We start from the raw sequence: 25,929 nt of genomic DNA, 5'->3' as shown, positions 1-25,929 counted from the left end.
ATGTATCGCGTGTTGTTGATCGAGGATGACCCGATGGTGCAAGAAGTGAATCGGCAAATGATTGAACAAGTCGACGGCTTCACCGTCATCGGCCTCGCTGGAAACGGTGAAGAAGGACTCCGCCTCATCGACGAGCTGCACCCGGATTTAGCAATGATCGATATTTACATGCCGCAGCTGGACGGCCTTGAAACATTAAAACAAATCCGCGCCCGCGGCCATGAAGTCGATATCATCGCCATTACCGCGGCGAGCGACATTGAAACGGTGCGCCGCGTCCTGCAAAACGGCGCCTTCGATTACATTGTGAAACCGTTCAAATTTGAACGGCTCAAACAGGCGTTGGAAAATTATCGGACGTTCCGCCGGTCGCTTGCGGAAAAGGAATCGCTCACCCAGGTGGAACTCGATGCCCTAAGGCGGGCGGCTGAACAACCGGCCGGACCGTCCTCCGAGCTTCCGAAAGGACTGAATGAGGTCACATTGGAAAAAGTGATCGCCTATTTGCGCGGGCACCGCTTCCCTGTTTCCGCCGAGGAAGTGGCCGAAGGAGTCGGCATCGCCCGCGTCACCGCCCGCCGCTATTTGGAGTACCTTGAGAAAACAGGAAAAGTCGTGCTCGATGTTCAATACGGCGGCGTCGGACGACCAGTGAATCGGTACCATCTGAAAGCAACATAACACGACGCCGTTTCACTTGGCTTTAAGCTGGTTGTCAGAGACGGAAAGCCAGGCCTTATTATGCCGTATCCCGCACCAGCAACCGGGCAGGCAGCTCTTCCTGTTTTCGCGCCACACGGCCTGTCTCCAGCCAATGGTGAAGAAGGCGGAACGCTCTTTCCCCGAGCGTAAAATGGGGGAGTGCCACAGTTGTAATGCCCAGCATTTCGGCCAGCGGATCATTTCCACTTCGTGGGAGCACACGATCAGCCCATCCATTTGCCTCATCCGCAGCCGCTCCAACGCCTCGAGCTCCCCTTCTACATCATAATTCGTCTGAAACAAAAGCAACTGGTAGCCATAACGGAGTGCTTCCTTTCGCCTTGCACGTCAAACAACGTGCAAAAACAAACAAGCAGAAAAAATAGGGAAACGAGTCTGTTTGTTTCCACCGTTTCAATTGGTATAATGGGGGGGTATATGGAACGTAGGGAGGAATGAACATGATTCGATACTGGAAACTGTTGTTCTCTCTCGCTGTCGCCTCCGTCTTGCTGGTTGGCTGTGGAACGAAAGAGCACGAGACGACACAGGCGGCAAAGGAAGAGCAGACAGCCGACGATCAAAAACCATCGTCTGATGCGCCGTCATCCAAGAACCCTTCTCCTTCGAAGGAAGCAAAAGAGCAAACATCAACGAAAAAGAACGAAGAAGAGCAACGAGCGGCAGGAGGAGGACAACCCGCTGCTTCACAACCGACCATTTCATTGTCCTACCAAGATGGAAACCAAACCGTCACGAAAACCGCAACGCTGCAAACAAGCAACAATCAGCATTTTTCCCTCTATGTTTTGGAAGGGTGGACCCTTGACGCCGAAGAACCGGGCGCCGATGTCTTGCTTCATGGCGACGCATTCGCCCGCATCCGCTTGCTTTCGGAGGGGGAAACAAACTACGAGCAACTAGCGCAAGAACATGCCCAAGCGGTTGACGCCAACGCCGCCCGCCAACAAACGAACGGATTGCCTAAGCCGTTCGCTGATGCCGTTTGGTACACTGCCCAAGCGGACGGTGTCACCGTTCATGTCATCGCCAGCGCCCAACCAACGCCGATGCTATTGACCGTGCACGCTCCAAGCAACGAAGACGTGCTTGGCGCCGTACTCGCCATGGCGGCGACGCTGCAAAAGCAATAACTTATTTTAGGGAGGGCCTCGCCCTCCCGCCTTTCCAAAAAGAAAAACCCTCTTTTCGCCATATGAAGAGGGTCAAACGAGCTGCTTGCTTTCTTCTTTGCGGAAAAATGTTCTCATCGCATGGAACACATCCGATTTTTGCTTCAAAATATAATAGCGGAATTTTTCGTCTTTAATATTGCGATACGCCGACATGAGCGTGGAATGGCGGTTGTACTGGTTGACTTCCCCGTATCCAAACATGTTCGACACTTTCATCAGCTCTTGAACAAGCTTCACGCAGCGGGCATTGTCCGATGTCAAGTTGTCGCCGTCCGAGAAGTGGAACGGATAAATGTTGTAGCGTGACGGAGAATACTTCGTTTCGATCAGTTCAAGCGCCTTGCGGTAGGCGGACGAACAAATCGTCCCCCCACTTTCCCCTTTCGTGAAAAACTCCTCCTCAGTGACGACTTTCGCTTCCGTATGATGGGCGATAAAGGCGATCTCAACGGTTTCATATTTCGTGCGCAAAAAGCGCGTCATCCAGAAGAAGAAGCTGCGTGCCATATATTTTTCCCACATGCCCATCGATCCGCTTGTGTCCATCATCGCCAAGACGACCGCCTTCGATTCTGGCTTGACGACTTCGTTCCACGTTTTAAACTTCAAATCTTCGCGGTAAATCGGATAAAAGCCTGGTTTGCCGTTCATGGCATTGCGCTTGAAGGCAGCGAGCATCGTCCGCTTCTTATCGATGTTCCCCATCAGTCCGGTGCGGCGGATGTCATTAAATTCGATATGTTGGGTTACATTTTGATCCAGCTCTTTTCGTTGCAAGTTGGGCAGCTCCAATTGGCTAAAGAACGCTTCCTCAATCTCCATCAGCGACACTTCAGCTTCGTAATAATCTTGGCCCGGCAAATCGCCAGCACCTTGGCCTTTTCCTGGCCCCTGCCCCTCCCCGCTTCCGTCTCGGGCCACCACATCACCGACTTGGCTGTCTCCATTTCCTTGGCCGACGTGTTTGTTTTTCTCATAATTGTAGCGGATTTTATATTCATCGAGCGAGCGGATCGGAATTTTAATCACATCGCGCCCGTTGGACATGATAATGCTTTCTTCCGTAATTAAGTCGGGCAAATTGTTTTTGATCGCTTCCTTCACTTTTTCTTGATGGCGCTTTTGATCATCATATCCTTTGCGGTGGAGGGACCAGTCTTCTTTCGATACAACAAAATTCCCCTTCATGTTTTCCCCTCCTTTGAAAAAATCATTTTCACACTTTTTGCTTTCCCGCATATACTTATGTTGGCGTCATCAAAACGGGCCATCACTATGCCAAGTTGGTTTATTTTATCGTATGCAAAAATTCAAAATAATTGACCAATGAATGAGGAAAATAGAAAAGTAGACAAGCCCGATTATCAGCTTCGCGCCCTCTTGTTCGCTTCCTTTTAGCGAAGCTCGCTGCGTCGTCTTCGCTCGACCCTCCCTGTGCAACTCGGTCAGACAGGGGAGGAGGATAAAAAAAGCATGCCTCAGCGCTTGAGGCATGCCTAGCGGTTCAACAAGCTGCCGACATAACGGAGCAATTCATTGGCTGACGTGGAGTTGTACCCGTATTCATCAATGAGGCGGGCGACGACTTCGTTAATTTTTTTCAACTGCTGCTCATCCGGTGTTTTCGTCGACGTTGTAATTTTGACAATGTCCTTTAAATCCGCAAACAATTTCTTCTGGATCGCTTCCCGCAACCGTTCATGTGAATTATAATCAAACCGCTGTCCTTTTCGTGCATATGCCGAAATGCGAATTAAAATTTCTTCGCGAAACGCTTTTTTCGCATTTTCGGAAATGCCGATTTGTTCCTCGATCGAGCGCATCAGCTTTTCATCCGGATTCATTTCCTCACCCGTAAGCGGATCGCGCAGTTTCGTCTTGTTGCAGTACGCCTCGACGTTGTCCAAATAGTTATCCATCAACGTTTTCGCTGACTCTTCATACGAATAGACGAACGCCTTTTGCACTTCTTGTTTTGCGATTTCATCATACTCTTTGCGCACAAGCGAAATGAAGTTCAAGTACCGCTCGCGGTCTTCCTTCGTGATCGACGGATGCTGATCCAATCCTTCTTTCAACGAACGAAGCACGTCAAGCGCATTGATCGACGGCACTCCTTTGCGGATGATGCAGGCAGAAATGCGGTTGATGACATAGCGTGGGTCGATGCCGCTCATCCCCTCATCCGGATGCTCCTTTTTCAGCTCCTCCACATCGACCTCGCTGAATCCTTCAATCATTTCGCCATCATACAAGCGCATTTTCTTCAATAAATCCACATCCGGCCGCTTCGATTCTTTCAGCCGCGTCAAAATCGTAAACATAGCCGCAATCCGCAGCGTGTGCGGGGCGATATGCACGTCGGCGACGTCGCTTTCGCGGATCATTTTTTCATAAATGCGCTCTTCTTCCGAGACGCGCAAGTTGTACGGAATCGGCATGACGATGATGCGCGAATGGAGCGCCTCGTTCTTTTTGTTGGCAATGAACGACCGATATTCCGTTTCGTTCGTATGCGCGATGATCAATTCATCGGCGCTGATTAAAGCAAACCGCCCAGCCTTGAAATTGCCTTCTTGCGTCAGCGACAGCAAATGCCAAAGAAATTTTTCATCGCACTTTAACATCTCTTGAAATTCCATAATCCCGCGGTTGGCTTTGTTCAGCTCGCCGTCAAACCGGTACGCGCGCGGGTCGGACTCGGAGCCGTATTCCGCGATCGTTGAAAAATCGATGCTTCCCGTTAAATCGGCGATGTCTTGCGATTTTGGGTCAGACGGACTGAACGTCCCGATGCCGACGCGGCGGTTTTCCGAGAAGAAAATACGCTCCACCAGCACGTCTTCAATGCGTCCGCCGTACTCTTTCTCAAGCCGCATCATATTGAGCGGCGACAGCTCACCTTCAATGCGAATGCCGTACTCACGGTAAAAATCGTCGCGCAAATGGTGAGGAATGAGGTGAAGCGGATCTTCATGCATCGGGCAACCTTTAATGGCATACACCGCGCCGCGCTCTGTTTTTGAATACTCTTCAAGCCCACGCTTTAGCAAAGTCACAAGCGTCGACTTCCCGCCGCCGACCGGCCCCATCAGCAGCAAAATCCGTTTCCGCACATCAAGCCGCTTCGCCGCCGGGTGGAAATATTCCTCAACGAGCCGCTCAAGCGCCTCCTCAAGCCCGAACAGGTGCTGGCTGAAAAACTTATATCGTTTCCGCCCATTCACCTCTTCGACCCCAGCATCTTTGATCATATTATAAACACGCGAATGAGCCGACTGGGCCACCCACGGCTTTTCTTTTAAAATCTTTAAATACTCGGCAAACGTTCCTTCCCATTTCAACTTTTCTTCTTCTTCCCGATACCGGGCGATTTTTTGCAAAATATCCATAAAGGACCTCCTCACCCTTGGATGTCTAACAGCAAGATTATTACAATTTATGCGAGGATGTCCCGTATCATTCGCCGCAAAAAAAATTTTGTCTCCTAACAACCAGCTGCGGTCATTCACATGCTTGGCCATATTCGCTATAATAAAGGGGGAAACGCCTGCCACTTTCATTATGAAGGAGGAACAAACGATGCGCACTTTGCTTGTGCTAGGGGTTATCATTGCCTTTTTGACGGCCATTTTCACCGCTGGCTATGAAGACAAACCAGGCGTCAGACAATAAGACCAAAAAAACGACCTCCAGAGCGAAGGTCGTTTTTTTGTTTATGACAACCCATAAAACCGTTGTTGGCGCAACGCTTCGTACACTAAAATGGCCGCCGTGTTCGACAAGTTTAACGAGCGCACTTTGTCATTCATCGGGATGCGAAGGCAACGATCCATATTGGCCTCAAGCAGCTCCTTCGGCAATCCGGTCGTTTCACGGCCGAACACAAAGAAAATATGTTTTTCTGTATCGCTGAAATCAAACGAATCATAATACCGGCGCCCGAATTTCGTAATGAAATAAAACTCCCCTTCCGGAAAGCGGGCGAATAGTTCGTCAAGCGAGTCATAATACGAAATATTGACATACGGCCAATAATCAAGCCCGGCGCGCTTTAACATTTTATCATCCGTAGAAAAACCGAGCGGGCGGATCAAATGGAGCGACGTATCGGTTGCTGCGCACGTACGAGCGATGTTTCCAGTATTTGCTGGAATTTCTGGCTGGTATAGCACTACATGAAGCGGCATTTCCTTCACCTCAACAACGTTTATTTGCGATCGATGATGTGAAAAAACTTATAGCGAATGTTCGGCGTATAGGCGCTTGAATCTTCATACGACCAATAGCGCATTCGGCTGTTTGTCGTATGGGCGTTCACAAGCGGCATCCCGTTCTGATCTTTCGCCACCACAATCGTTGAGTGGTCGAAGCGTCCGTCCCCTTGAAAATCATAACAGATGACATCGCCTGCCATCAATTGCTCCGGCTCCGCCACTTCCACCGCCTGCAAGCCGATGCGCGACCCGCTCAAATACCAACGAAAAGCATGAGCCACAGCCCAGCTGTAACTCCAACTTCCGTTTTGACACCACCATCCCCTCGCCCGGTTCGGATAGCCCGTCATCGGCGCCCCGCCTGCATACAAGCATTGAGAGACAAAATTCGTGCAATCCACCGGAAACGACGGAAACACCGGGTTATGCCGATTCCACCACGTTTCCGCATACCGCACCGCCCGGGCGCGGTCATACTGGTAAGAAAGACGCTCCCCCGTCCATTGCTCTCGTTCGACGCGCGGCGCCTCCATATCCCCCCCCAACCGGTTGATCGGTTCATCAGCTACAAGCTCACCGCGAACAAAACAGGCGCATCGCTCCTCAACCTGTTCTTCTATATATAGTGAACCCCTTTGCTTAATTAAAAATTGATGGTGGGCAATATACATAACTTTCGCTTCCCGCTCGATGGTCTGCCTGCCGACAATTTGTCCCCGGATCGTGCAACGGACGATCTCCGCACCGCGCTTTTGGCAAAGCCGTTGCTTTCTTGCCGCCTCTTCGCTTCGGATATTGCTTTCCGACACAAACGAGCGGGCTCGCTCATCCAACCACGCGCGCAACTGTTTTTTCATGCTGCTTTCCACCACTTTCGTTTTTGTTACTACCTTATGTGGGGAAGCTGCGTTTTTTTCCCTATTCCTTTGCCTCAGCCAACAGTTTCAGTCCTTTTTCAATCTCAGCGATCACATCGGCATCCGCCTCCGTTTGCCGCGCGGCCTCCAAATAAGGCTTAGCGCTTGGATCCCCGATTTTCCCGAGCGCCCACGCCGCCGTCCCGCGGATGACTGGACGGCTATCCTCTTTCAACAAACGCAGTAAGTGCGGCACCGCGGTTTGGTCTTTGTAATGGGCGAGCGCCAGAATGGCATTGCGCTGAATCGGCTTTTTCCCACGCCATGAACCCGCCATGGCCCCAAATGTTTCTTTAAATTCACGGTTGCTCATCTGAAGCAGCGGGATGAGTTTCGGCTTTACCGCTTCCGGATCCGGCTCGAATTCTGGATGCAAATGAAAGTCTTTCCCCTTATTTTCCGGGCAGACTTGCTGGCATGTATCGCAGCCGTACAGCCGGTTCCCGATTTTCTCCCGAAACTCGTCGGCCAAAAAGCCTTTCGTTTGCGTTAAAAAGGAAAGGCACCGGTGTGCGTTCAGTTGTCCCCCTTGTACAAGCGCCCCGGTCGGGCAGGCATCAATGCATTTCGTGCACGTGCCGCATCGGTTTTCAACCGGTTCATCAGGGGGAAATGGAATATTCGTAATCATTTCTCCCAAATACACATACGATCCAAACTCCGGTGTAATAATAGAGCAGTTCTTGCCGCTCCAACCGATCCCTGCCCGTTCCGCCACCGCCCGATCGGCGAGCTCTCCGGTATCCACCATCGAGCGAACGCGGGCATGGGGCACTTTGGCCAGCAAAAACTCCTCGAGCTGCTGCAAACGTTCCCGCAACACATCGTGGTAGTCCTTTCCCCATGAAGCGCGGCAAAAAACGCCGCGCCGTTCCGTCTTTGTCCCCCGCGGCGCATTTTTCATTTTGGACGGATAGGCAAGAGCAATGGCAATGATCGATTTTGCTTCCGGAAGAAGCAATGAAGGATTCGTCCGTTTCTCAATATCTGGTTCCTCAAAACCGGACTGATAGCCGAGCTCCTGCTGGCGGCGCAGCCGTTCCTTTAATTCAACAAACGGATCAGCGCTCGCAAATCCGATTTTATCAATGCCGATTGACCGACTATACTCAATGACTTCCCTCTTTAATGCCATAACATCCATCGTTTTCCCTCCTTTCGTCATATATGGTAAAATGAAATCCGAGGTGATCAAGATGAAATTCGTGATATCAGAACAACTAAAGCAACGCCTTCCTTCTGGTAAATTCGGCGTCATCCGCTATCATCATATCGAGGTCAGCGATTCACCGCAAATGTTAAGGGGGCGGCTTGAGCTGTTTCAAGAATCTCTTTACATCGAGCTGCAGGAAAAGTCGATTGCCGACATTCCTGAGATGGTCGAATGGCGCCGTACTTTCAAACAAATCGGAACGGACCCAAGCCGCTATCGACCGTCAAGTGAAAGCCTGTACCGACGCATCCAGAAAAAAAGCTTCATTCCGCCTATCCATTCAGCGGCAGACATAAACAACTTTTTTTCACTCTATTATAAAATTCCACTCGGCATCTATGATCTAGACCGCATCAACGGGACAGTGACGCTCACGATCGGCACGGAACAAGATGAATACATCGCGTTAAACGGCCGCACAGTCAACTTTGCCAACAAACTCGTCAGCAAAGATGAACGAGGGCCGTTTGGCAGTCCGATCGTCGATTCGGAGCGGACCGCCGTGACGAGAGAAACGAAAAACGCTTTGCAAATCGTTTACTTTCTCCCATCAACGCCAGAAGAAACCGCCAAGCGCCAGCTTCAAGCCATCCAAACGATGTTTGTGCAAATTCATGGCGGCGAAGCCGACGCCCAATTGTTCGTTTGATCTTCCCCCCCCCCCACTTTCCTGCCGTTGGAAACGGGGGACTCCCTCCCTACTTGAACGCTCTCCCACCTACGCTCACGCGTGGAAGTGGGGGTCTTCTCGGTTTAGGGTGATAAATAAAAAAACGCAATGCCTCGTTCTTTAACGAAACGAAACACTGCGTTGTCCCCAACCATCATAGACATAATTTTAAAGCTAACGAGAGACATTATAACAGACTTCCACACGCATCGCAAGAAAAAAACGCAAAAATCGACAAAAGAAATTGTACAAAAGGGCACCAGAATCTCTGGTGCCAGCAACCAGTGACCCGTACGGGATTCGAACCCGTGTTACCGCCGTGAAAGGGCGGTGTCTTAACCACTTGACCAACGGGCCATTATGGCGGAGAAGGCGGGATTTGAACCCGCGCGCCGCAAAACTGCGACCTAACGGTTTAGCAAACCGTCCCCTTCAGCCACTTGGGTACTTCTCCGTAACATGGCTCCGCAAGTAGGATTCGAACCTACGACCTACCGGTTAACAGCCGGTTGCTCTACCGCTGAGCTATTGCGGAATGATGAATAACTATATGTTATGCACATCTTCCAAATGTGCTCGTTGCCTCTTCCTCTGCCAGCTAATTCAAGGAAGCGAGATGCGTCGAGGCAACTCGCAGCGAATTCGAAGATGTGAAGCTCGTCGCTCCGCTTTTGCTTTGGAACGATGGGGCATTGTTCGCCCATTATTATAGCGAATAGCCAAAAAACATTCAATGGAAAATAATGGGCCTAAGTGGACTTGAACCACCGACCTCACGCTTATCAGGCGTGCGCTCTGACCAGCTGAGCTATAGGCCCGTCAAAAGCGGGTGATGGGAATCGAACCCACGACATCAGCTTGGAAGGCTGAGGTTTTACCACTAAACTACACCCGCATAATTTTTGATGAAACACCCATCACAATCTTTCATGCCCCTTCCTCTGCCAGCCGATTCAAAGAAGCTGGATGCGTCGGGGCAACTCGAAGCGGATTCGATGATGCAGATGCTCGTGGCTGAGGTTTTACCACTAAACTACACACGCAAATATAGAATATAATGAAAAGGGCGACTAGTGGGAATCGAACCCACGCATGCCAGAGCCACAATCTGGTGCGTTAACCACTTCGCCATAGTCGCCTCGATCTGGTGCCGGCTGCAGGACTTGAACCCGCAACCTACTGATTACAAGTCAGTTGCTCTACCAATTGAGCTAAGCCGGCACATTTAAAATTAGCTAGTGACTCATGTTGTCTGCCTGGTTGTGCCTCTTCCTCTGCAAGTTGATTCGAGGAAGCGGAGTGCGTCGAGGCAACTCGCAGCCAATTCGATGATGCCGATGCTCGTCTCTACCAATTGAGCTAAGCCGACATATTTAGTAATGAAACAGTGACTCCTATTATGCTGAACTGTGCCTCTTCCTCTCCCAGCTAATTCGAGGAAGTCAAATGCTCGGTGTCCCTTCCTCTGCAAGCTTATTCAAAGAAGTGGGATGCGTCGGGACAACTCGCAGCAGATTCGACGATGCGAATGCTCGTCTCTACCAATTGAGCTAAGCCGGCATGATTTTAAAGTGCATGGCGGAGGAGGAGGGATTCGAACCCCCGCGCGCCTTGCGACGCCTCTCGGTTTTCAAGACCGACCCCTTCAACCACTTGGGTACTCCTCCAAAAAAGCAACAATAATAATGGTGGACCTTGTAGGACTCGAACCTACGACCGGACGGTTATGAGCCGTCTGCTCTAACCAGCTGAGCTAAAGGTCCGATAATGGTGGCGGTGGAGGGGATCGAACCCCCGACCTCACGGGTATGAACCGTACGCTCTAGCCAGCTGAGCTACACCGCCAAATTTAAGTCAAAAGGTGGAGCCTATCGGGATCGAACCGATGACCTCCTGCTTGCAAAGCAGGCGCTCTCCCAGCTGAGCTAAGGCCCCATGATAAATCGGGAAGACAGGATTTGAACCTGCGACCTCACGGACCCGAACCGTGTGCTCTACCAAGCTGAGCTACTTCCCGACAAAACGCGCTCGAGAGGATTCGAACCCCTAACCTTCTGATCCGTAGTCAGATGCTCTATCCAATTGAGCTACGAGCGCACAAGTGCCGAGGGCCGGACTCGAACCGGCACGGTAGTTACCTACCCCAGGATTTTAAGTCCTGTGCGTCTGCCAATTCCGCCACCCCGGCGGAAGTGGAGCGGAAGACGGGGCTCGAACCCGCGACCCCCACCTTGGCAAGGTGGTGTTCTACCGCTGAACTACTTCCGCAAGACGATGAGCCATGGAGGACTCGAACCTCCGACCCTCTGATTAAAAGTCAGATGCTCTACCTACTGAGCTAATGGCTCATGGGTTCAATAACACTCCGAGACAACGATGTCCCTTCCTCTACTAGCATATTCGAAGATGTCAGATGCGTCGGGACAACTCGAAGCCAACTCGATGATGTAAAGCTCGTTGCTCTACCTACTGAGCTAATGGCTCATGGGTTCAATAACACTCCGAGACAACGATGTCCCTTCCTCTACTAGCATATTCGAAGATGTCAGATGCGTCGGGACAACTCGAAGCGAACTCGAAGATGTAACGCTCGTTACTGAGCTAATGGCTCGCGGTTGCCGCCTTAATGGCTTAAGGGGTTATTAAGGAATAAGAATGCCGGCTGCAGGACTTGAACCCGCAACCTACTGATTACAAGTCAGTTGCTCTACCAATTGAGCTAAGCCGGCACATTTAAAATTAGTTAGTGACTCATGTTGTCTGCCTGGTTGTGCCTCTTCCTCTTCAAGCTCATTCAAGGAAGACATGTCTGTGAACTACTCCCACTTAGCTTTGCATGAAGCGGGAACCTTCTTTCGGAACTATGATAAAAATGGTGGCTCGGGACGGAATCGAACCGCCGACACAAGGATTTTCAGTCCTTTGCTCTACCGACTGAGCTACCGAGCCATATTAAGTTCTACGCTGCTTTACTTGTGCTACATTGTGCCTCTTCCTCTGCCAGCGGATTCGAAGATGCTGGATGCGTCGAGGCAACTCGAAGCGAATTCGATGAAGCGGATGCTCGTCTCTACCGACTGAGCTACCGAGCCGTATCTTATTTTTCCCTTGTTCGTTGATGACTTTTGTGTCCCTTCCTCTACTAGCCCATTCGAAGAAGCCAGATGCGTCGGGACAACTCGCAGCAGATTCGACGATGCGGATGCTCGTCTCTACCGACTGAGCTACCGAGCCATATTTTTTCATCTTTCACAATTTTGAAAGAATGGCGGTCCCGACGGGACTCGAACCCGCGATCTCCTGCGTGACAGGCAGGCATGTTAACCACTACACTACGGGACCAATTTTGGTTGCGGGGGCAGGATTTGAACCTGCGACCTTCGGGTTATGAGCCCGACGAGCTACCGGACTGCTCCACCCCGCGATGATGAGAAAGTAAGTTGATTTTCACAATGCTTTTAGTGTTGTTGTTCGTTGCCTCTTCCTCTACAAGCTGATTCAAAGACGCCGAATGCGTCGAGGCAACTCGAAGCGGATTCGATGAAGCAAAGGCTCGTTGCTCCACCCCGCGATGATGAGAAAGCAAGTCAGCTTTTATATTAAGATGGTGGAGGATGACGGGATCGAACCGCCGACCCCTTGCTTGTAAGGCAAGTGCTCTCCCAGCTGAGCTAATCCTCCACGAAATCGCCTAGCAGCGACCTACTCTTGCAGGGGCGCTGGCCCCAACTACCATCGGCGCTGGAGGGCTTAACTTCCGTGTTCGGGATGGGAACGGGTGTTTCCCCTCCGCCATAGCCACTAGGCAATAGTTATCATCTTGGACAGTAATTATTATATCCATCCTGTTGGATTTGTCAACAGGATGTTCATTCCTTCAAAACTAGATAACCGTCGGAAGAAGCCGCTCGCCTGCGCTTTTCGCATTGTCCAGCTCCGGCTCGCCGCCGCTCGGGGTCAAATAACCTTCGCCTTCGGGATGTGAACATCCCTGCAGGCGAAGAACATTTGCCCGTCGCGGCGACCCGCTCGCCTGCGCTTTTCTTGGTTAAGCCCTCGATCGATTAGTATCCGTCAGCTCCACGTGTCGCCACGCTTCCACCTCGGACCTATCGACCTCGTCATCTTCGAGGGATCTTACCCGCTTCACGCGGTGGGAAATCTCATCTTGAGGGGGGCTTCACGCTTAGATGCTTTCAGCGCTTATCCCGTCCGCACATAGCTACCCAGCGGTGCCCCTGGCGGGACAACTGGTACACCAGCGGTGCGTCCATCCCGGTCCTCTCGTACTAAGGACAGCTCCTCTCAAATTTCCTCCGCCCGCGACGGATAGGGACCGAACTGTCTCACGACGTTCTGAACCCAGCTCGCGTACCGCTTTAATGGGCGAACAGCCCAACCCTTGGGACCGACTACAGCCCCAGGATGCGATGAGCCGACATCGAGGTGCCAAACCTCCCCGTCGATGTGGACTCTTGGGGGAGATCAGCCTGTTATCCCCGGGGTAGCTTTTATCCGTTGAGCGATGGCCCTTCCATGCGGAACCACCGGATCACTAAGCCCGACTTTCGTCCCTGCTCGACCTGTCCGTCTCGCAGTCAAGCTCCCTTGTGCCTTTGCACTCTCCGAATGATTTCCAACCATTCTGAGGGAACCTTTGGGCGCCTCCGTTACCTTTTGGGAGGCGACCGCCCCAGTCAAACTGCCCACCTGACACTGTCTCCCACCCCGTTAAGGGGTGCGGGTTAGAATTTCAATACCGCCAGGGTGGTATCCCACCGTCGCCTCCACCGAAGCTGGCGCTCCGGCTTCCCAGGCTCCCACCTATCCTGTACAAGCGATACCAAAATTCCATATCAGGCTACAGTAAAGCTCCACGGGGTCTTTCCGTCCTGTCGCGGGTAACCTGCATCTTCACAGGTAGTATAATTTCACCGGGTCTCTCGTTGAGACAGCGCCCAAGTCGTTACACCTTTCGTGCGGGTCGGAACTTACCCGACAAGGAATTTCGCTACCTTAGGACCGTTATAGTTACGGCCGCCGTTTACTGGGGCTTCGGTTCGCACCTTCGCTTCCGCTAAGCGCTCCCCTTAACCTTCCAGCACCGGGCAGGTGTCAGCCCCTATACGTCGCCTTTCGGCTTCGCAGAGACCTGTGTTTTTGATAAACAGTCGCTTGGGCCTTTTCACTGCGGCTCTTCAGGGCTCTTCACCCCAAAGAGCACCCCTTCTCCCGAAGTTACGGGGTCATTTTGCCGAGTTCCTTAACGAGAGTTCTCCCGCGCGCCTTAGGATTCTCTCCTCGCCTACCTGTGTCGGTTTGCGGTACGGGCACCTCTTCCCTCGCTAGAGGCTTTTCTTGGCAGTGTGAAATCGGGGACTTCCGGATCCATCCGTCGCCGTCACCGCTTGGCCTTATGATCCGCGGATTTGCCTGCGGATCAGCCTCACGGCTTGGACAGGCTCTTCCAGCCGCCTGCTCGCCCTATCCTCCTGCGTCCCCCCATCGCTCAAACGGGAAGAAGGTGGTACAGGAATCTCAACCTGTTGTCCATCACCTACGCCTTTCGGCCTCGGCTTAGGTCCCGACTAACCCTGAGCGGACGAACCTTCCTCAGGAACCCTTAGGCTTTCGGCGCAGAGGATTCTCACCTCTGTTTTCGCTACTCATACCGGCATTCTCACTTCTAAGCGCTCCACCAGTCCTTCCGGTCTGGCTTCTCTGCCCTTAGAACGCTCCCCTACCGATGACCAACGGTCATCCCGCAGCTTCGGCGGCACGTTTAGCCCCGGTACATTTTCGGCGCAGAGTCACTCGACCAGTGAGCTATTACGCACTCTTTAAATGGTGGCTGCTTCTAAGCCAACATCCTGGTTGTCTCGGCAACTCCACATCCTTTTCCACTGAACGTGCACTTCGGGGCCTTAGCTGGCGGTCTGGGCTGTTCCCCTCTCGACCACGGATCTTATCACTCGCGGTCTGACTCCCGGGCATAAGTCATTGGCATTCGGAGTTTGACTGGGTTCGGTAACCCGTTTTGGGCCCCTAGCCCAATCAGTGCTCTACCTCCAAGACTCCTAAACCCGAGGCTAGCCCTAAAGCTATTTCGGGGAGAACCAGCTATCTCCAAGTTCGATTGGCATTTCACCCCTACCCACACCTCATCCCCGCACTTTTCAACGTGCGTGGGTTCGGGCCTCCAGCCGGTGTTACCCGGCCTTCACCCTGGACATGGGTAGATCACCTGGTTTCGGGTCGACGACGACGTACTTGACGCCCTGTTCAGACTCGCTTTCGCTGCGGCTCCGCCTCTTCGGCTTAACCTCGCACGCCATCGTCACTCGCCGGTTCATTCTACAAAAGGCACGCCATCACCCATCAACGGGCTCTGACTACTTGTAGGCACACGGTTTCAGGTTCTCTTTCACTCCCCTCCCGGGGTGCTTTTCACCTTTCCCTCACGGTACTGGTGCACTATCGGTCACTAGGGAGTATTTAGCCTTGGGAGATGGTCCTCCCTGCTTCCGACGGGATTCCTCGTGTCCCGCCGTACTCAGGATCCGCTCGGGAGGGAACGAAGTTTCGACTACAGGGCTCTCACCTTCTCTGGCCGGCCGTTCCAGACCGGTTCGTCTACCCCGTCCCTTTCTCACTCCCATCGTGAGCGGTCCTACAACCCCAAGAGGACATGCCTCTTGGTTTGGGCTGTTCCCGTTTCGCTCGCCGCTACTCAGGGAATCGCGGTTGCTTTCTTCTCCTCCGGGTACTAAGATGTTTCAGTTCCCCGGGTGTGCCCTCCATGCCCTATGGATTCAGGCATGGATACTGCCCCATTACGGACAGTGGGTTCCCCCATTCGGACATCTCCGGATCAACGCTTGCTTACAGCTCCCCGAAGCGTTTCGGCGTTTGCCCCGTCCTTCATCGGCTCCTAGTGCCAAGGCATCCACCGTGCGCCCTTTCCAGCTTAACCTATTGCGCTCTCGGCTTCTTCCTTACTGTCTAGCGTCGGCGCCTGGCTCTCTTCTGCCAAATAACCTTCCCCCTCGGGGTGCCAGCACCCCTCCGGGTGAAGAACATTTGGCTTCGAGAGCCGATCGCGGCGCCTCCGCTTTTCTAATTGTCTAGCTTCGGCTCGCCGCCGCTCGGGGTCAAATAACCTTCGCCTTCGGGATTGTAAATCCCTCCAGGCGAAGAACATTTGCCCATCGCGGCGAAACGCTCGCCTCCGCTTTTCCGGTTATCTAGTTTTCAAGGAACGAAGTAGCTCCTTTGAATTCGCTTCTTCGCTGGTTTGCGTCGAGGAATTCGGCTTCTCCGAATCCGCTTGTAGACGCAGACGCAAACGAGACTGCTTCTTGAATTCACTTCTCTGCAGTCTTGTGCCGAGGAATCTTGCTTCCCTGAACCTGCTAGCAGACGCAGGCACAGATGCAAAGCAACTACGTTGAAACAGCTTCCTTGCAGCTTTGCGTCGAGAAATCCAGCTTCTCTGAATTCACTTGTAGACGCAGACGCAAAGCAACTGAAGGAATTGCTCATTCCTTCAAAACTGAACGAAACAGAAGCGCGATGGATTGGTAGGTTGGCCATTACGGCCTCCGCTTTTCGGATTGTCTAGCTCCGGCCGCCATCGGCTCGCGACGCTTCGGTCCTGCTGCGGCGGGCTAAGCCCGCTCGCAGGCCCTCCAGCGCACCTCGCCGATAAGCGGGCGGCCTCCGCTTTTCGTCCTTAGAAAGGAGGTGATCCAGCCGCACCTTCCGGTACGGCTACCTTGTTACGACTTCACCCCAATCACTTGCCCCACCTTCGGCGGCTGGCTCCCTTGCGGGTTGCCTCACCGACTTCGGGTGTTGCAAGCTCTCGTGGTGTGACGGGCGGTGTGTACAAGGCCCGGGAACGTATTCACCGCGGCATGCTGATCCGCGATTACTAGCGATTCCGGCTTCATGCAGGCGAGTTGCAGCCTACAATCCGAACTGAGAGCGGCTTTTTGGGATTCGCTCCCCCTCGCGGGTTCGCAGCCCTTTGTACCGCCCATTGTAGCACGTGTGTAGCCCAGGTCATAAGGGGCATGATGATTTGACGTCATCCCCACCTTCCTCCGACTTGTCGCCGGCAGTCCCTCTAGAGTGCCCAACTGAATGCTGGCAACTAGAGGCGAGGGTTGCGCTCGTTGCGGGACTTAACCCAACATCTCACGACACGAGCTGACGACAACCATGCACCACCTGTCACCCTGTCCCCCCGAAGGGGGAACGCCCAATCTCTTGGGTTGTCAGGGGATGTCAAGACCTGGTAAGGTTCTTCGCGTTGCTTCGAATTAAACCACATGCTCCACCGCTTGTGCGGGCCCCCGTCAATTCCTTTGAGTTTCAGCCTTGCGGCCGTACTCCCCAGGCGGAGTGCTTATCGCGTTAGCTGCAGCACTAAAGGGTGTGACCCCTCTAACACTTAGCACTCATCGTTTACGGCGTGGACTACCAGGGTATCTAATCCTGTTTGCTCCCCACGCTTTCGCGCCTCAGCGTCAGTTGCAGGCCAGAGAGCCGCCTTCGCCACTGGTGTTCCTCCACATCTCTACGCATTTCACCGCTACACGTGGAATTCCGCTCTCCTCTCCTGCACTCAAGTCCCCCAGTTTCCAATGACCCTCCACGGTTGAGCCGTGGGCTTTCACATCAGACTTAAGGGACCGCCTGCGCGCGCTTTACGCCCAATAATTCCGGACAACGCTCGCCCCCTACGTATTACCGCGGCTGCTGGCACGTAGTTAGCCGGGGCTTCCTCGTGAGGTACCGTCACCGCACCGCCCTCTTCGAACGGCGCTCCTTCGTCCCTCACAACAGAGCTTTACGACCCGAAGGCCTTCTTCGCTCACGCGGCGTCGCTCCGTCAGGCTTTCGCCCATTGCGGAAGATTCCCTACTGCTGCCTCCCGTAGGAGTCTGGGCCGTGTCTCAGTCCCAGTGTGGCCGGTCACCCTCTCAGGCCGGCTACGCATCGTCGCCTTGGTGAGCCGTTACCTCACCAACTAGCTAATGCGCCGCGGGCCCATCCGCAAGTGACAGCCAAAGGCCGCCTTTCAACCAAAGACCATGCGGTCTTCGGTGTTATCCGGTATTAGCTCCGGTTTCCCGGAGTTATCCCGGTCTTGCGGGCAGGTTGCCCACGTGTTACTCACCCGTCCGCCGCTGACCAAATCAGAGCAAGCTCCGATCCGGTCCGCTCGACTTGCATGTATTAGGCACGCCGCCAGCGTTCGTCCTGAGCCAGGATCAAACTCTCCAAAAGAAAGTTGATTGGCTTTTTGCTTCAGCCAATGCGGCCTCAGCTTTTCGAATTGTCTAGCTTCGGTCCGCCGCCGCTTGGGGTCAAATAACCTTCCCCCTCGGGGGGGGGGTGCAAGCACCCCTACGGGCGAAGAACATTTGCCCATCGCAGCGACCCGCGGACCTCCGCTTTTCGTTGCGCTTCGTTTCGTTCAGTTTTCAAGGAACGAGACCTCTTCTTGAACTTGCTTCGTTGCAGTCTTGCGTCGAGGAATCCAATTCCTCTGGACTCCCTCAAACGCAAATGTGTTTTCCGCTTCCTAAAGCGGCCCTTACATCATAGCATTTTTATTGTTCGTTGTCAACAGCCTTTTATTCATACAGCTCCACAACATTTTCCCGCCGCGGCAGCGATTTAAAATATATCATCGTTCGACAAGGAAGTCAAGAGCTTTTTTCGGCCGGGTTGCCTCCTTCCTTCAATGATCTTGGCAACTGACATTTGTATAAACACAATGAAATTCCTAATAGCATCCATCCTCTCACCGGCTCCCTTCCACTTTTTAGGATCAGCGGAAGGGGACCGTCAAAATTCTTTTTTTTTTTTTGCAACGCATAATACCGTTCGAACATTGTATTTCCTTTTGTCGGCATTTCCACGACGGTTAGCACTTTCCTTTCGACAAGATACTCAAGCATGATGACAAGATCAACCGAGTAAGGCGCAAACTGCGGATGACCGGTCATTTCCTCAATGCTCCAAGCACCATTTTTTTCTTTCAGCGCTTTGCATAAATGAGAGGAACCTGATTCTACGTAAGAATGAATCAAAAATTCACTGGCCAGCAACAAAAGTTCCAGCCGTTTCGGAAGCGGTTCTTCACTTCCGACGAGTTCTTCATACAGTTTATAAATCCTTCCATCCATTCGCTTGACTTGATTCCATACGGTCACTTCCGGGTAAAGTCCGTGCTCGATCACGGTCAATCGCGCCAAATGATGGAGGGCTTGCACCATATGGTTGTATGAGTCGAGCCAATGCTTGGCGGCAAACAGCGCCTTGCCATCTGTATAGCGGCGGATCAGTTTGGCAAACTCGAGTCCCATTTTCAATCGCCGTTCTTTAGGCGGGAATTGCTCAAGGCGCTGGCGCAACTGCTGAACATAGCCATTTCGGTCAAACACGACCTTTCCGTTGAACACCCAGTCGACCGCCTTTCTATGTGACCCGAGAACAAGCCATTCATTTAACTGCCGTTCACTGACTGCATAAAGCACCGCCTTTTTCTCGTTTAGTGAATACTGTCTGAGAAGCATAGGCTCGCTTTGCGGGTCGACAATGACGAGCAGCACGACATCAAACGTATCCGTTGTTGCTGCATGGCAAGCCGTTTTTTCAATCATTAAAATTCCGTGCGTGTTGCAGCGGTTTGCCCATTCGTGACAGATGGGATGCAGCAATTCTTTCATACCTCGCGTCCGTTGCAGAAAGCCGGCCGCGATATCCGGCGGACAAATCCCTCAGATATCCCAACATATCGATTGACAGACAACCATACGTTCCCATTTTGAGCCGGCTGTTTTTTCTGCAACGTTTTTTCCTCCCTTCCACCGTCATCAATCATCACATTGCGTTTGTGCAAATGTTCAAACAATGCTGTCAACGCCTGTTTCATTTCAGAAAGACCAGAATGCTTGCATCCATGAAGCTGTCGTTTGTTGCCGTCATTCGTTATTCGACAAAAAACGAGGAATTCCTTTCTTTAAAACGTCGATTTTGTTGATTTCTTCTTCGCGATGGGACCCCGTTTTATGATATAGTGGTCTATGTAGGAGGGACTGTGATGAGCATTAAATATTCGAGCAAAATCAACAAGATTCGCACGTTCGCTTTGAGTTTGATTTTTATCGGTGTCATTGTCATGTATCTCGGGCTGTTTTTCCGCACATCCCCAATCATCATGACGTTGTTTATGGTATTTGGGATGTTATTTCTTATTGCCAGTGGCATTGTATATTTTTGGATCGGCACACTCTCGACGAGAGCCGTCCAAGTTGTTTGCCCGTCGTGCGGCAAAGTGACAAAAATGCTCGGACGCGTCGATTTATGTATGTTTTGCCGTGAACCGTTGACGTTAGACCGCGAACTGGAAGGAAAAGAGTTTGACGAAAAGTACAACAAAAAAAGAAAAAGCTGATAGCCGCCTTGTGCTATCAGCTTTTTTAATGCGAATGCGCCGGCGCCCCGCTTTTTTGACAGTCAGGGCAGACTCCGTACACTTCCATGCGATGATGGTCGACCTTAAAGCCGGTGACGTGAGCGGCAAGCTGCTCGACTTCATCAAGCGCTGGATAGTGGAAATCGACAATTTTGCCGCACTCTTCACAGATGACGTGATAATGATTGGAAGTGACGAAGTCAAACCGGCTTGACGAATCGCCGTACGTCAGCTCTTTGACAAGCCCGATTTCCTTAAAGACGCGCAAGTTATTGTAGACGGTAGCGACACTCATGTTTGGGAATTTCCCTTCCAGCGCTTTGTATATTTCATCAGCCGTCGGATGGGACATCGAGCTGATCAAATACTCCAATATCGCATGACGCTGCGGCGTGATGCGTATGCCAGTCTTTTTCAGCATGTCAAGCGCTTCCTTCAGTTGCTCGTTGTCAGACACCGTCATGCACCTCACTCTCTGTTCAAAGGTGAAAAAAATTATCACTTTATAATATTTATAATTAGTCTACAAAGAATACATGCCATTTGTCAATATAGATGCCATTAATATATGGGCTCAGACGCCCTTTTAACAAAAAAGGAGGCGGAAATTGTTTCCGCCTCTTATGTCATTCATTTGAGGAGGTTACTATGTATCATACGCAAAACGATGTACATTGTCTGGACGCTTACCTAGATGACGCTAGTCGGGCGACTTCCGCAAGCGCCTCATCGACATGCCCCTTCACTTTCACCCCGCGCCATTCTTGAACCAACGTTCCGTCGGGGGCGATAATGAATGTCGAGCGATCAATGCCCATATATTCCTTGCCGAAATTTTTCTTTTTCTTCCATACCCCATACAGCTCGGCTACTTCATGCCGCTCATCAGAAAGAAGCAAAAATGGCAACTCATATTTTTCGATAAACGCCTCATGCCGCTTCATCGGGTCGGTGCTCACTCCTAAAATGACGGCGTTCAACTTGGCGAACTGCGCATGGCGATCGCGAAAGTCGCACGCTTCGGCTGTGCACCCCGGGGTCATGTCTTTTGGATAAAAGTAAAGCACCACATACCGGCCGCGAAAATCAGACAGCGAAACCATTTTCCCATTGCTTGCCGGCAAGGTGAAATCTGGAGCTGGCTGGCCAATGGCAATCGTCATGTCGTTCCCCCCGTCTTCTTCATTTTCTTTTAGCGTAGCGAAGACGAAGGGAAATTGCAACTCATATCAGCGATGATCCCAGTCAAACACGGTGCGCGTCACGATGACAGCGGGCATAATGTAGCCGAGCAGCGCTTCGGCAATGGCGATCCACCGCCCGACGCCGATCGGAGTGACATCACCGTATCCGACCGACAAAAGCGTCATGCCGCTTAAATACAAGCTGTCTTCAAGCAGCGACAAACGATCTTTCGATGCGCTATTTGGGGATGGGGTAAACACGGCATGGCCGTTTACTTGCAAAATCATATAAATCATGGCAAAACCGAGCAACATCGTTAAATACCATTGGACGAGAACCCATAAGCTATCGAGTGACATGCGATGCGTCGCTTGCACGCGCACTGTCCAAAGCGAGGTGATGCTGCCGAGCAGTACGGCGGCAACAATGCCAAGGAAGGCGTAATCCATCACGTTCCCCCCATTTTTGTCCGTCGTTCATATATACGCGGACAACCGGGCGATTATACCGCATGACCCTCCGAACCCTGCTTGAATCGGCAGCACTCCTGTATTCCACCGGATCGCCCGACCCATTTGACAAGCCAGCGTCCCGTCAGACGAAGCCAATCGTTGCGCTTTACTGAGCAAAATAGCGCGCCAATACACCTTTTAACGTCGCAGCACTACGGTGGAACCATTTTTTCTCCTCCTCGTCAAGTTCAATTTCAATCACTTCGCGGATGCCATTTCGGTTGATCACAGCAGGCACACCGATGTAGACATCGCGTTCGCCGTATGGGCCGTCCAAGTAAGCGGAAACGGTCAAAATGGCATTTTCATGATGCAAAATGGCGCGCGTCACGCGGGCAAGCCCCATAGCAATCCCGTAGTACGTCGCTCCTTTTTTCTCAATAATTTGGTAGGCGGCATCGCGCACATTGACAAAAATGCGCTCGAGCTCTTTTTGCGCTTCTTCCCCTTTGGACTCGACCAGCTTGCAGATCGACACGCCGCCGATATCAGCCTGGCTCCAGACCGGGAGTTCAGTGTCGCCATGTTCGCCGATAATATAGGCGTGCACGTTCGTCGGGGCGACGGCGAAATAGTCGCCCAACAAAAAGCGGAACCGCGCCGTGTCCAAAATCGTGCCCGATCCGATTACTCGCTCTTGCGGCAGGCCGCTGAATTTCCACGTCGCGTACGTTAAAATGTCGACCGGATTGGTGGCGACGAGAAACAGTCCTTGAAATCCGGATGCCATGACCGACTCAACGATCGAGCGGAAAATGGCAATGTTTTTGTCCACAAGATCAAGCCGCGTCTCGCCCGGTTTTTGGTTGGCGCCGGCGCAAATGACAACCAAATCGGCATCGCGGCAATCATCGTAATCGCCGTGCCAAATGTCAGCCGGCTTCGGCGCAAATACTTTCCCATGGTTTAAGTCCATCGCATCGCCCTCAGCCTTGTTTTCATTCGCATCGATGAGCACGATCTCATCGGCAATCCCTTGATTCATTAAGGCAAACGCATAACTGGCGCCGACAAACCCGGTGCCGACGACCGCTACCCGATTTCCTCTCCCGTTTTTCATCACTATTCACCTCTTCTTCCTTTTTGTGAATATATTCACATTTTATTTTACGCCATAACATGCTAACGATACAGACAAGATTGTGTCGATTGCTTGACCATTGTTTGTCATTTTGATGGCAAATGAACAAAAACGGGCGGGGCGCCTAGCTCCCCGTCCCGCGATATCGTCTCACCCCGGCGTTCCAAATCATGACCGAAACGGTGAAGCAAACCATGCCGACCACTGGGGTGAAAAAGGCATAACTGTACCATTCCTTTTTATCAAGAAAATAAGCAGCTGGATAAACGCCGACAAAGGCAAACGGCAGCACCCACGTTAAAATATAGCGGATGACGCGATGATAAATATCGATCGGATAGCGGCCATAGCTGCTGATGTTGTACATCATGGGCATGATGGATGTGCGGGCGTCGGCAAAAAAACTGATCGTCGCCAATGAAATGAAAATGCCGGCATAAATCAATGCACCGCCAATGACAAACAAAATAAACACGAAGACATCATACCAATGAAATGAAAGAGACAAGCGGCTGCCGGCATACAGCATAATGATCAGCCCGGGCACAGCGCCAAGCAACGATTCGAGCTCCATCCGCTCCAAAACAATTTGAAACAGGCTGTTTAGCGGGCGTGTCAACACGCGATCCATTTCCCCCTGCACAATATATCGTTCATTAAAATCCCAAAGGTTAAAAAAGGCGCCAAATACGGCATACGGAACAAGAAAAAAACCGTAAATAAACAAAATCTCATCGCGCGACCAGCCGTGAAGCAGCGTCGTATGGCCGAACACGACAAGCAAGAACACTAAGTTCACCGCCTGCGCCATTAAGTCGGACAACCATTCAATGAGCAAATCAGTGCGGTATTGCAATTTTGTCTTCATGTACTGGGCCATATATTGAAAAAAAACAGATACGTAAAACAATGTCTACCCCCCTTGCACAACGAGACGCTTTTTCGCCACCCGCCATAGCAGCGCGATCGGAAACAATAACAGCACGCACCACGCCGCCTGCGTGAACAATCCATCGCTTACAGCGGCGCCTCGGAAGCTTTCCGTAATGATCATGCTTGGAATATAGCTAATGGCTTGAAATGGCATATACGCCATGAGCTGCTGCGCCCAATCCGGGTAAAACGACAAAGGCAAAATAAGACCGGAAAATAGATCGATAATAAACCGTTTCGCCCTAAGCAACCCTTCATTTCGGAACGTAAAAAACGTCACAACCCCCGCAAGCAAGTTCAGCTCCGAAAAAATGATAAAGCTGAATAGAAGCGACAAGCCAAAAGCGAGCCACGTTTTGGCGTGTCCTGGAAACTGAAGCGGCAAAAAAAGCGATACGAAAAAAAGCCCAGGCAGCGATAAAAAGAAAAGGCGAAACAACCCTTCGCCAAGCCCTTGCACAGCTTTCATCCCTAAATAGCTGTACGGGCGGATCAGTTCAATCGCTACTTTTCCATCGCGGATTTCCATGGCGATTTCACGGTCAAGGTTGTTAAAATAAAACGCCCGCGCCAGCCAGGAAATGGCGACATACGTCGTCATTTGCCCAAGCGACATCCCTTGCATCGATGATTTACCGCCATAAATAGCCGACCAAAGGAAGTAATACGCTGCGATGTTAATGGCGTAAATCAAAATGCCAGTGTAATAGTTTGTCCGGTAGGCGAGCATCATTAAAAAGCGGATGCGGACCATTTCGACATACTTACCCATGAACCGCACCTTCCTCATAAATATTGCGGATGATCTCCTCCGTCGGCACTTCGTGAATATGGATGTCGTTTAACGCACAACGGGCAGCGACGCGACTGACAACTTCCGGCACGCCTCCTGATGGGACGTGCGAGACCCAAACGTTTGGCTGTTCACCTTTTTTCCAAACAACCTCCAATCCTTCAGTCAACTGCTGCAAAAAAGCGGCCGTCACCGCTTCGGCGAACGTAAAGGCGACCCGTTTTCCTTGCCCCCATCTTTCTTTCAGGCGCTCAAGCGACCCGTCGTAAATGATTTTCCCTTCATCGAGCATAATGACCCGCTCGCAAAGCGCTTCAATGTCTGACATATCGTGCGTCGTCAGCAGGATCGTCGTGCCATACCGTTCATTCAATTGCTTTAAAAACTGGCGGATGTTGAGTTTGACAAGCACATCAAGGCCGATCGTCGGTTCATCCAAAAACAATAGCGGCGGGTTGTGAATGAGCGCGGCGGCAAGCTCACAGCGCATCCGCTGGCCAAGCGACAGCTTGCGCACCGGCTTATCAAGCAGCGGGCCGATCTCAAGCATGTCAATCACCTCGGCCATATGGCGGCGATATTGCTCGTCCGAGACGCAGTACACTTTTTTCAACAGCCGGAACGACTCTTGAACAGCGATGTCCCACCATAATTGCGAACGCTGGCCGAACACGACGCCGATCGTGCGCACGAATTTTTCCCGCTCTTTATGGGGATTCATCCCGTTGACGACAATGCGCCCAGACGTTGGCGTTAAAATGCCGGTCAACATTTTGATCGTCGTGGATTTGCCGGCGCCGTTTTCGCCGATATAGCCGACGATTTCCCCTTGCTTAACAGCAAACGAAATGTCATCAACCGCTCGAACGAGCGTATAACGGCGCGTCCATAAATCGCGAAACGCTCCGACAAGGCCGGAGCGGCTTTTGTGCACTTTAAATTCTTTGCGCAAATGTTCTACTTCAATCGCGTTCATCGTTCTCCTCCTGACCTCTCCTTGGCGTCAAATGAAAAAGGCG

At 51.8% G+C, this 25,929-nt stretch carries 17 protein-coding genes, 21 tRNA genes, 3 rRNA genes and 1 pseudogene; 4 read left to right on the top strand and 38 right to left on the bottom strand.

The window, feature by feature from the left end:
- The gene (locus tag GYMC52_RS02825; protein WP_013523005.1) at nt 1–681 is read left to right on the top strand and encodes a response regulator; all 681 of its coding nucleotides are present in this window, start codon (nt 1–3) and stop codon (nt 679–681) included.
- 12 nt (nt 682–693) lie between these two features.
- On the opposite strand, the gene GYMC52_RS02820 is transcribed toward GYMC52_RS02825, so the two are convergent.
- Nucleotides 694–963 carry a hypothetical protein gene (locus tag GYMC52_RS02820; RefSeq protein ID WP_230982731.1) on the bottom strand — a complete coding sequence of 90 codons (270 nt, stop codon included), beginning with the start codon at nt 961–963 and terminating at the stop codon, nt 694–696.
- 200 nt (nt 964–1,163) lie between these two features.
- Between GYMC52_RS02820 and GYMC52_RS02815 the strand changes: the two genes are divergently transcribed.
- The gene (locus GYMC52_RS02815) at nt 1,164–1,856 is read left to right on the top strand and encodes a hypothetical protein (RefSeq protein WP_013523004.1); all 693 of its coding nucleotides are present in this window, start codon (nt 1,164–1,166) and stop codon (nt 1,854–1,856) included.
- Between the two features lie 72 nt (nt 1,857–1,928).
- Here the strand turns inward: GYMC52_RS02815 and yhbH are convergent, their stop codons facing one another.
- The 5 genes from yhbH to queG all read right to left on the bottom strand — a co-directional run bounded on the left by yhbH (nt 1,929) and on the right by queG (nt 8,176).
- On the bottom strand, nt 1,929–3,086 hold the full coding sequence (yhbH, locus tag GYMC52_RS02810) for a sporulation protein YhbH (RefSeq protein ID WP_013523003.1): 1,158 nt from the start codon (nt 3,084–3,086) through the stop codon (nt 1,929–1,931).
- A 308-nt stretch (nt 3,087–3,394) separates the two neighbouring features.
- Nucleotides 3,395–5,290 carry a PrkA family serine protein kinase gene (locus GYMC52_RS02805; protein WP_011229990.1) on the bottom strand — a complete coding sequence of 632 codons (1,896 nt, stop codon included), beginning with the start codon at nt 5,288–5,290 and terminating at the stop codon, nt 3,395–3,397.
- A 324-nt stretch (nt 5,291–5,614) separates the two neighbouring features.
- On the bottom strand, nt 5,615–6,088 hold the full coding sequence (trmL, locus tag GYMC52_RS02800) for a tRNA (uridine(34)/cytosine(34)/5-carboxymethylaminomethyluridine(34)-2'-O)-methyltransferase TrmL (protein WP_011229988.1): 474 nt from the start codon (nt 6,086–6,088) through the stop codon (nt 5,615–5,617).
- 20 nt (nt 6,089–6,108) lie between these two features.
- Nucleotides 6,109–6,972, bottom strand: a complete 864-nt coding sequence (locus GYMC52_RS02795; protein ID WP_013523002.1) for an amidase domain-containing protein — start codon at nt 6,970–6,972, stop codon at nt 6,109–6,111.
- Nucleotides 6,973–7,033: 61 nt separating this feature from the next.
- Nucleotides 7,034–8,176, bottom strand: a complete 1,143-nt coding sequence (gene queG / locus GYMC52_RS02790; protein ID WP_013523001.1) for a tRNA epoxyqueuosine(34) reductase QueG — start codon at nt 8,174–8,176, stop codon at nt 7,034–7,036.
- A 52-nt stretch (nt 8,177–8,228) separates the two neighbouring features.
- On the opposite strand from queG, the gene GYMC52_RS02785 reads away from it, so the two are divergent.
- Nucleotides 8,229–8,894 (top strand): B3/B4 domain-containing protein, encoded by a 666-nt coding sequence (locus GYMC52_RS02785; RefSeq protein WP_013146297.1) that lies wholly within the window; start codon nt 8,229–8,231, stop codon nt 8,892–8,894.
- 306 nt (nt 8,895–9,200) lie between these two features.
- On the opposite strand, the gene GYMC52_RS02780 is transcribed toward GYMC52_RS02785, so the two are convergent.
- The 25 genes and pseudogenes from GYMC52_RS02780 to GYMC52_RS02655 all read right to left on the bottom strand — a co-directional run.
- Nucleotides 9,201–9,272, bottom strand: a tRNA-Glu gene (locus GYMC52_RS02780).
- Between the two features lie 4 nt (nt 9,273–9,276).
- Nucleotides 9,277–9,369, bottom strand: a tRNA-Ser gene (locus GYMC52_RS02775).
- Between the two features lie 6 nt (nt 9,370–9,375).
- Nucleotides 9,376–9,450 (bottom strand) — tRNA-Asn (locus GYMC52_RS02770).
- A gap of 209 nt (nt 9,451–9,659) precedes the next feature.
- A tRNA-Ile gene (locus GYMC52_RS02765) sits at nt 9,660–9,733 on the bottom strand.
- Between the two features lie 6 nt (nt 9,734–9,739).
- Nucleotides 9,740–9,810 (bottom strand) — tRNA-Gly (locus tag GYMC52_RS02760).
- Between the two features lie 170 nt (nt 9,811–9,980).
- A tRNA-His gene (locus GYMC52_RS02755) sits at nt 9,981–10,053 on the bottom strand.
- Between the two features lie 7 nt (nt 10,054–10,060).
- Nucleotides 10,061–10,136, bottom strand: a tRNA-Thr gene (locus GYMC52_RS02750).
- A 355-nt stretch (nt 10,137–10,491) separates the two neighbouring features.
- Nucleotides 10,492–10,582, bottom strand: a tRNA-Ser gene (locus GYMC52_RS02745).
- A gap of 19 nt (nt 10,583–10,601) precedes the next feature.
- Nucleotides 10,602–10,678: transfer RNA gene (locus GYMC52_RS02740), tRNA-Ile, on the bottom strand.
- A 5-nt stretch (nt 10,679–10,683) separates the two neighbouring features.
- Nucleotides 10,684–10,760, bottom strand: a tRNA-Met gene (locus tag GYMC52_RS02735).
- Between the two features lie 17 nt (nt 10,761–10,777).
- A tRNA-Ala gene (locus tag GYMC52_RS02730) sits at nt 10,778–10,850 on the bottom strand.
- Nucleotides 10,851–10,858: 8 nt separating this feature from the next.
- A tRNA-Pro gene (locus GYMC52_RS02725) sits at nt 10,859–10,932 on the bottom strand.
- Nucleotides 10,933–10,938: 6 nt separating this feature from the next.
- A tRNA-Arg gene (locus GYMC52_RS02720) sits at nt 10,939–11,012 on the bottom strand.
- Nucleotides 11,013–11,017: 5 nt separating this feature from the next.
- A tRNA-Leu gene (locus GYMC52_RS02715) sits at nt 11,018–11,103 on the bottom strand.
- A gap of 5 nt (nt 11,104–11,108) precedes the next feature.
- Nucleotides 11,109–11,183, bottom strand: a tRNA-Gly gene (locus GYMC52_RS02710).
- Between the two features lie 7 nt (nt 11,184–11,190).
- Nucleotides 11,191–11,263: transfer RNA gene (locus GYMC52_RS02705), tRNA-Lys, on the bottom strand.
- 308 nt (nt 11,264–11,571) lie between these two features.
- Nucleotides 11,572–11,644, bottom strand: a tRNA-Thr gene (locus tag GYMC52_RS02700).
- A gap of 144 nt (nt 11,645–11,788) precedes the next feature.
- A tRNA-Phe gene (locus tag GYMC52_RS02695) sits at nt 11,789–11,864 on the bottom strand.
- Between the two features lie 317 nt (nt 11,865–12,181).
- A tRNA-Asp gene (locus GYMC52_RS02690) sits at nt 12,182–12,257 on the bottom strand.
- Between the two features lie 5 nt (nt 12,258–12,262).
- Nucleotides 12,263–12,339 (bottom strand) — tRNA-Met (locus GYMC52_RS02685).
- Nucleotides 12,340–12,520: 181 nt separating this feature from the next.
- A tRNA-Val gene (locus GYMC52_RS02680) sits at nt 12,521–12,596 on the bottom strand.
- An 8-nt stretch (nt 12,597–12,604) separates the two neighbouring features.
- A 5S ribosomal RNA gene (rrf, locus tag GYMC52_RS02675) occupies nt 12,605–12,721 on the bottom strand.
- Between the two features lie 238 nt (nt 12,722–12,959).
- Nucleotides 12,960–15,888, bottom strand: a 23S ribosomal RNA gene (locus GYMC52_RS02665).
- 763 nt (nt 15,889–16,651) lie between these two features.
- Nucleotides 16,652–18,209 (bottom strand): 16S ribosomal RNA (locus GYMC52_RS02660).
- The 16S, 23S and 5S rRNA genes sit together here with 21 tRNA genes alongside, the layout of an rRNA operon.
- Nucleotides 18,210–18,784: 575 nt before the next feature.
- Nucleotides 18,785–19,657: pseudogene (locus GYMC52_RS02655) on the bottom strand (nucleotidyltransferase-like protein); the annotation flags it as partial.
- Nucleotides 19,658–20,031: 374 nt separating this feature from the next.
- Here GYMC52_RS02655 and GYMC52_RS02645 point away from each other — a divergent pair.
- Entirely contained in the window at nt 20,032–20,385 is a 354-nt protein-coding gene (locus GYMC52_RS02645) for a YgzB family protein (protein ID WP_013522999.1), read from the top strand.
- Nucleotides 20,386–20,410: 25 nt separating this feature from the next.
- On the opposite strand, the gene perR is transcribed toward GYMC52_RS02645, so the two are convergent.
- The 7 genes from perR to GYMC52_RS02610 form a co-directional block, all read right to left on the bottom strand.
- A complete protein-coding gene (perR, locus tag GYMC52_RS02640) occupies nt 20,411–20,869 on the bottom strand; it encodes a peroxide-responsive transcriptional repressor PerR (RefSeq protein WP_020279379.1) in 459 nt (152 codons plus the stop codon).
- Nucleotides 20,870–21,092: 223 nt separating this feature from the next.
- A complete protein-coding gene (gene bcp / locus GYMC52_RS02635; protein WP_013522998.1) occupies nt 21,093–21,569 on the bottom strand; it encodes a thioredoxin-dependent thiol peroxidase in 477 nt (158 codons plus the stop codon).
- A gap of 66 nt (nt 21,570–21,635) precedes the next feature.
- The gene (locus GYMC52_RS02630; RefSeq protein WP_013522997.1) at nt 21,636–22,040 is read right to left on the bottom strand and encodes a potassium channel family protein; all 405 of its coding nucleotides are present in this window, start codon (nt 22,038–22,040) and stop codon (nt 21,636–21,638) included.
- Between the two features lie 169 nt (nt 22,041–22,209).
- Nucleotides 22,210–23,163 carry an L-lactate dehydrogenase gene (locus GYMC52_RS02625; RefSeq protein ID WP_013522996.1) on the bottom strand — a complete coding sequence of 318 codons (954 nt, stop codon included), beginning with the start codon at nt 23,161–23,163 and terminating at the stop codon, nt 22,210–22,212.
- 145 nt (nt 23,164–23,308) lie between these two features.
- Entirely contained in the window at nt 23,309–24,094 is a 786-nt protein-coding gene (locus tag GYMC52_RS02620; protein WP_013522995.1) for an ABC transporter permease, read from the bottom strand.
- 3 nt (nt 24,095–24,097) lie between these two features.
- On the bottom strand, nt 24,098–24,889 hold the full coding sequence (locus tag GYMC52_RS02615) for an ABC transporter permease (protein WP_013522994.1): 792 nt from the start codon (nt 24,887–24,889) through the stop codon (nt 24,098–24,100).
- Nucleotides 24,882–25,886 (bottom strand): ABC transporter ATP-binding protein, encoded by a 1,005-nt coding sequence (locus GYMC52_RS02610; RefSeq protein WP_013146304.1) that lies wholly within the window; start codon nt 25,884–25,886, stop codon nt 24,882–24,884. Before GYMC52_RS02610 ends, GYMC52_RS02615 begins: the two co-directional genes overlap by 8 nt.
- Between the last annotated feature and the right edge of the window lie 43 nt (nt 25,887–25,929).

This window comes from Geobacillus sp. Y412MC52, from assembly GCF_000174795.2.
GTDB lineage: Bacteria > Bacillota > Bacilli > Bacillales > Anoxybacillaceae > Geobacillus > Geobacillus thermoleovorans.
The sequence above is the reverse complement of the archived record's forward strand: the minus strand, read 5'-3'. Positions and strand labels throughout refer to the sequence as shown.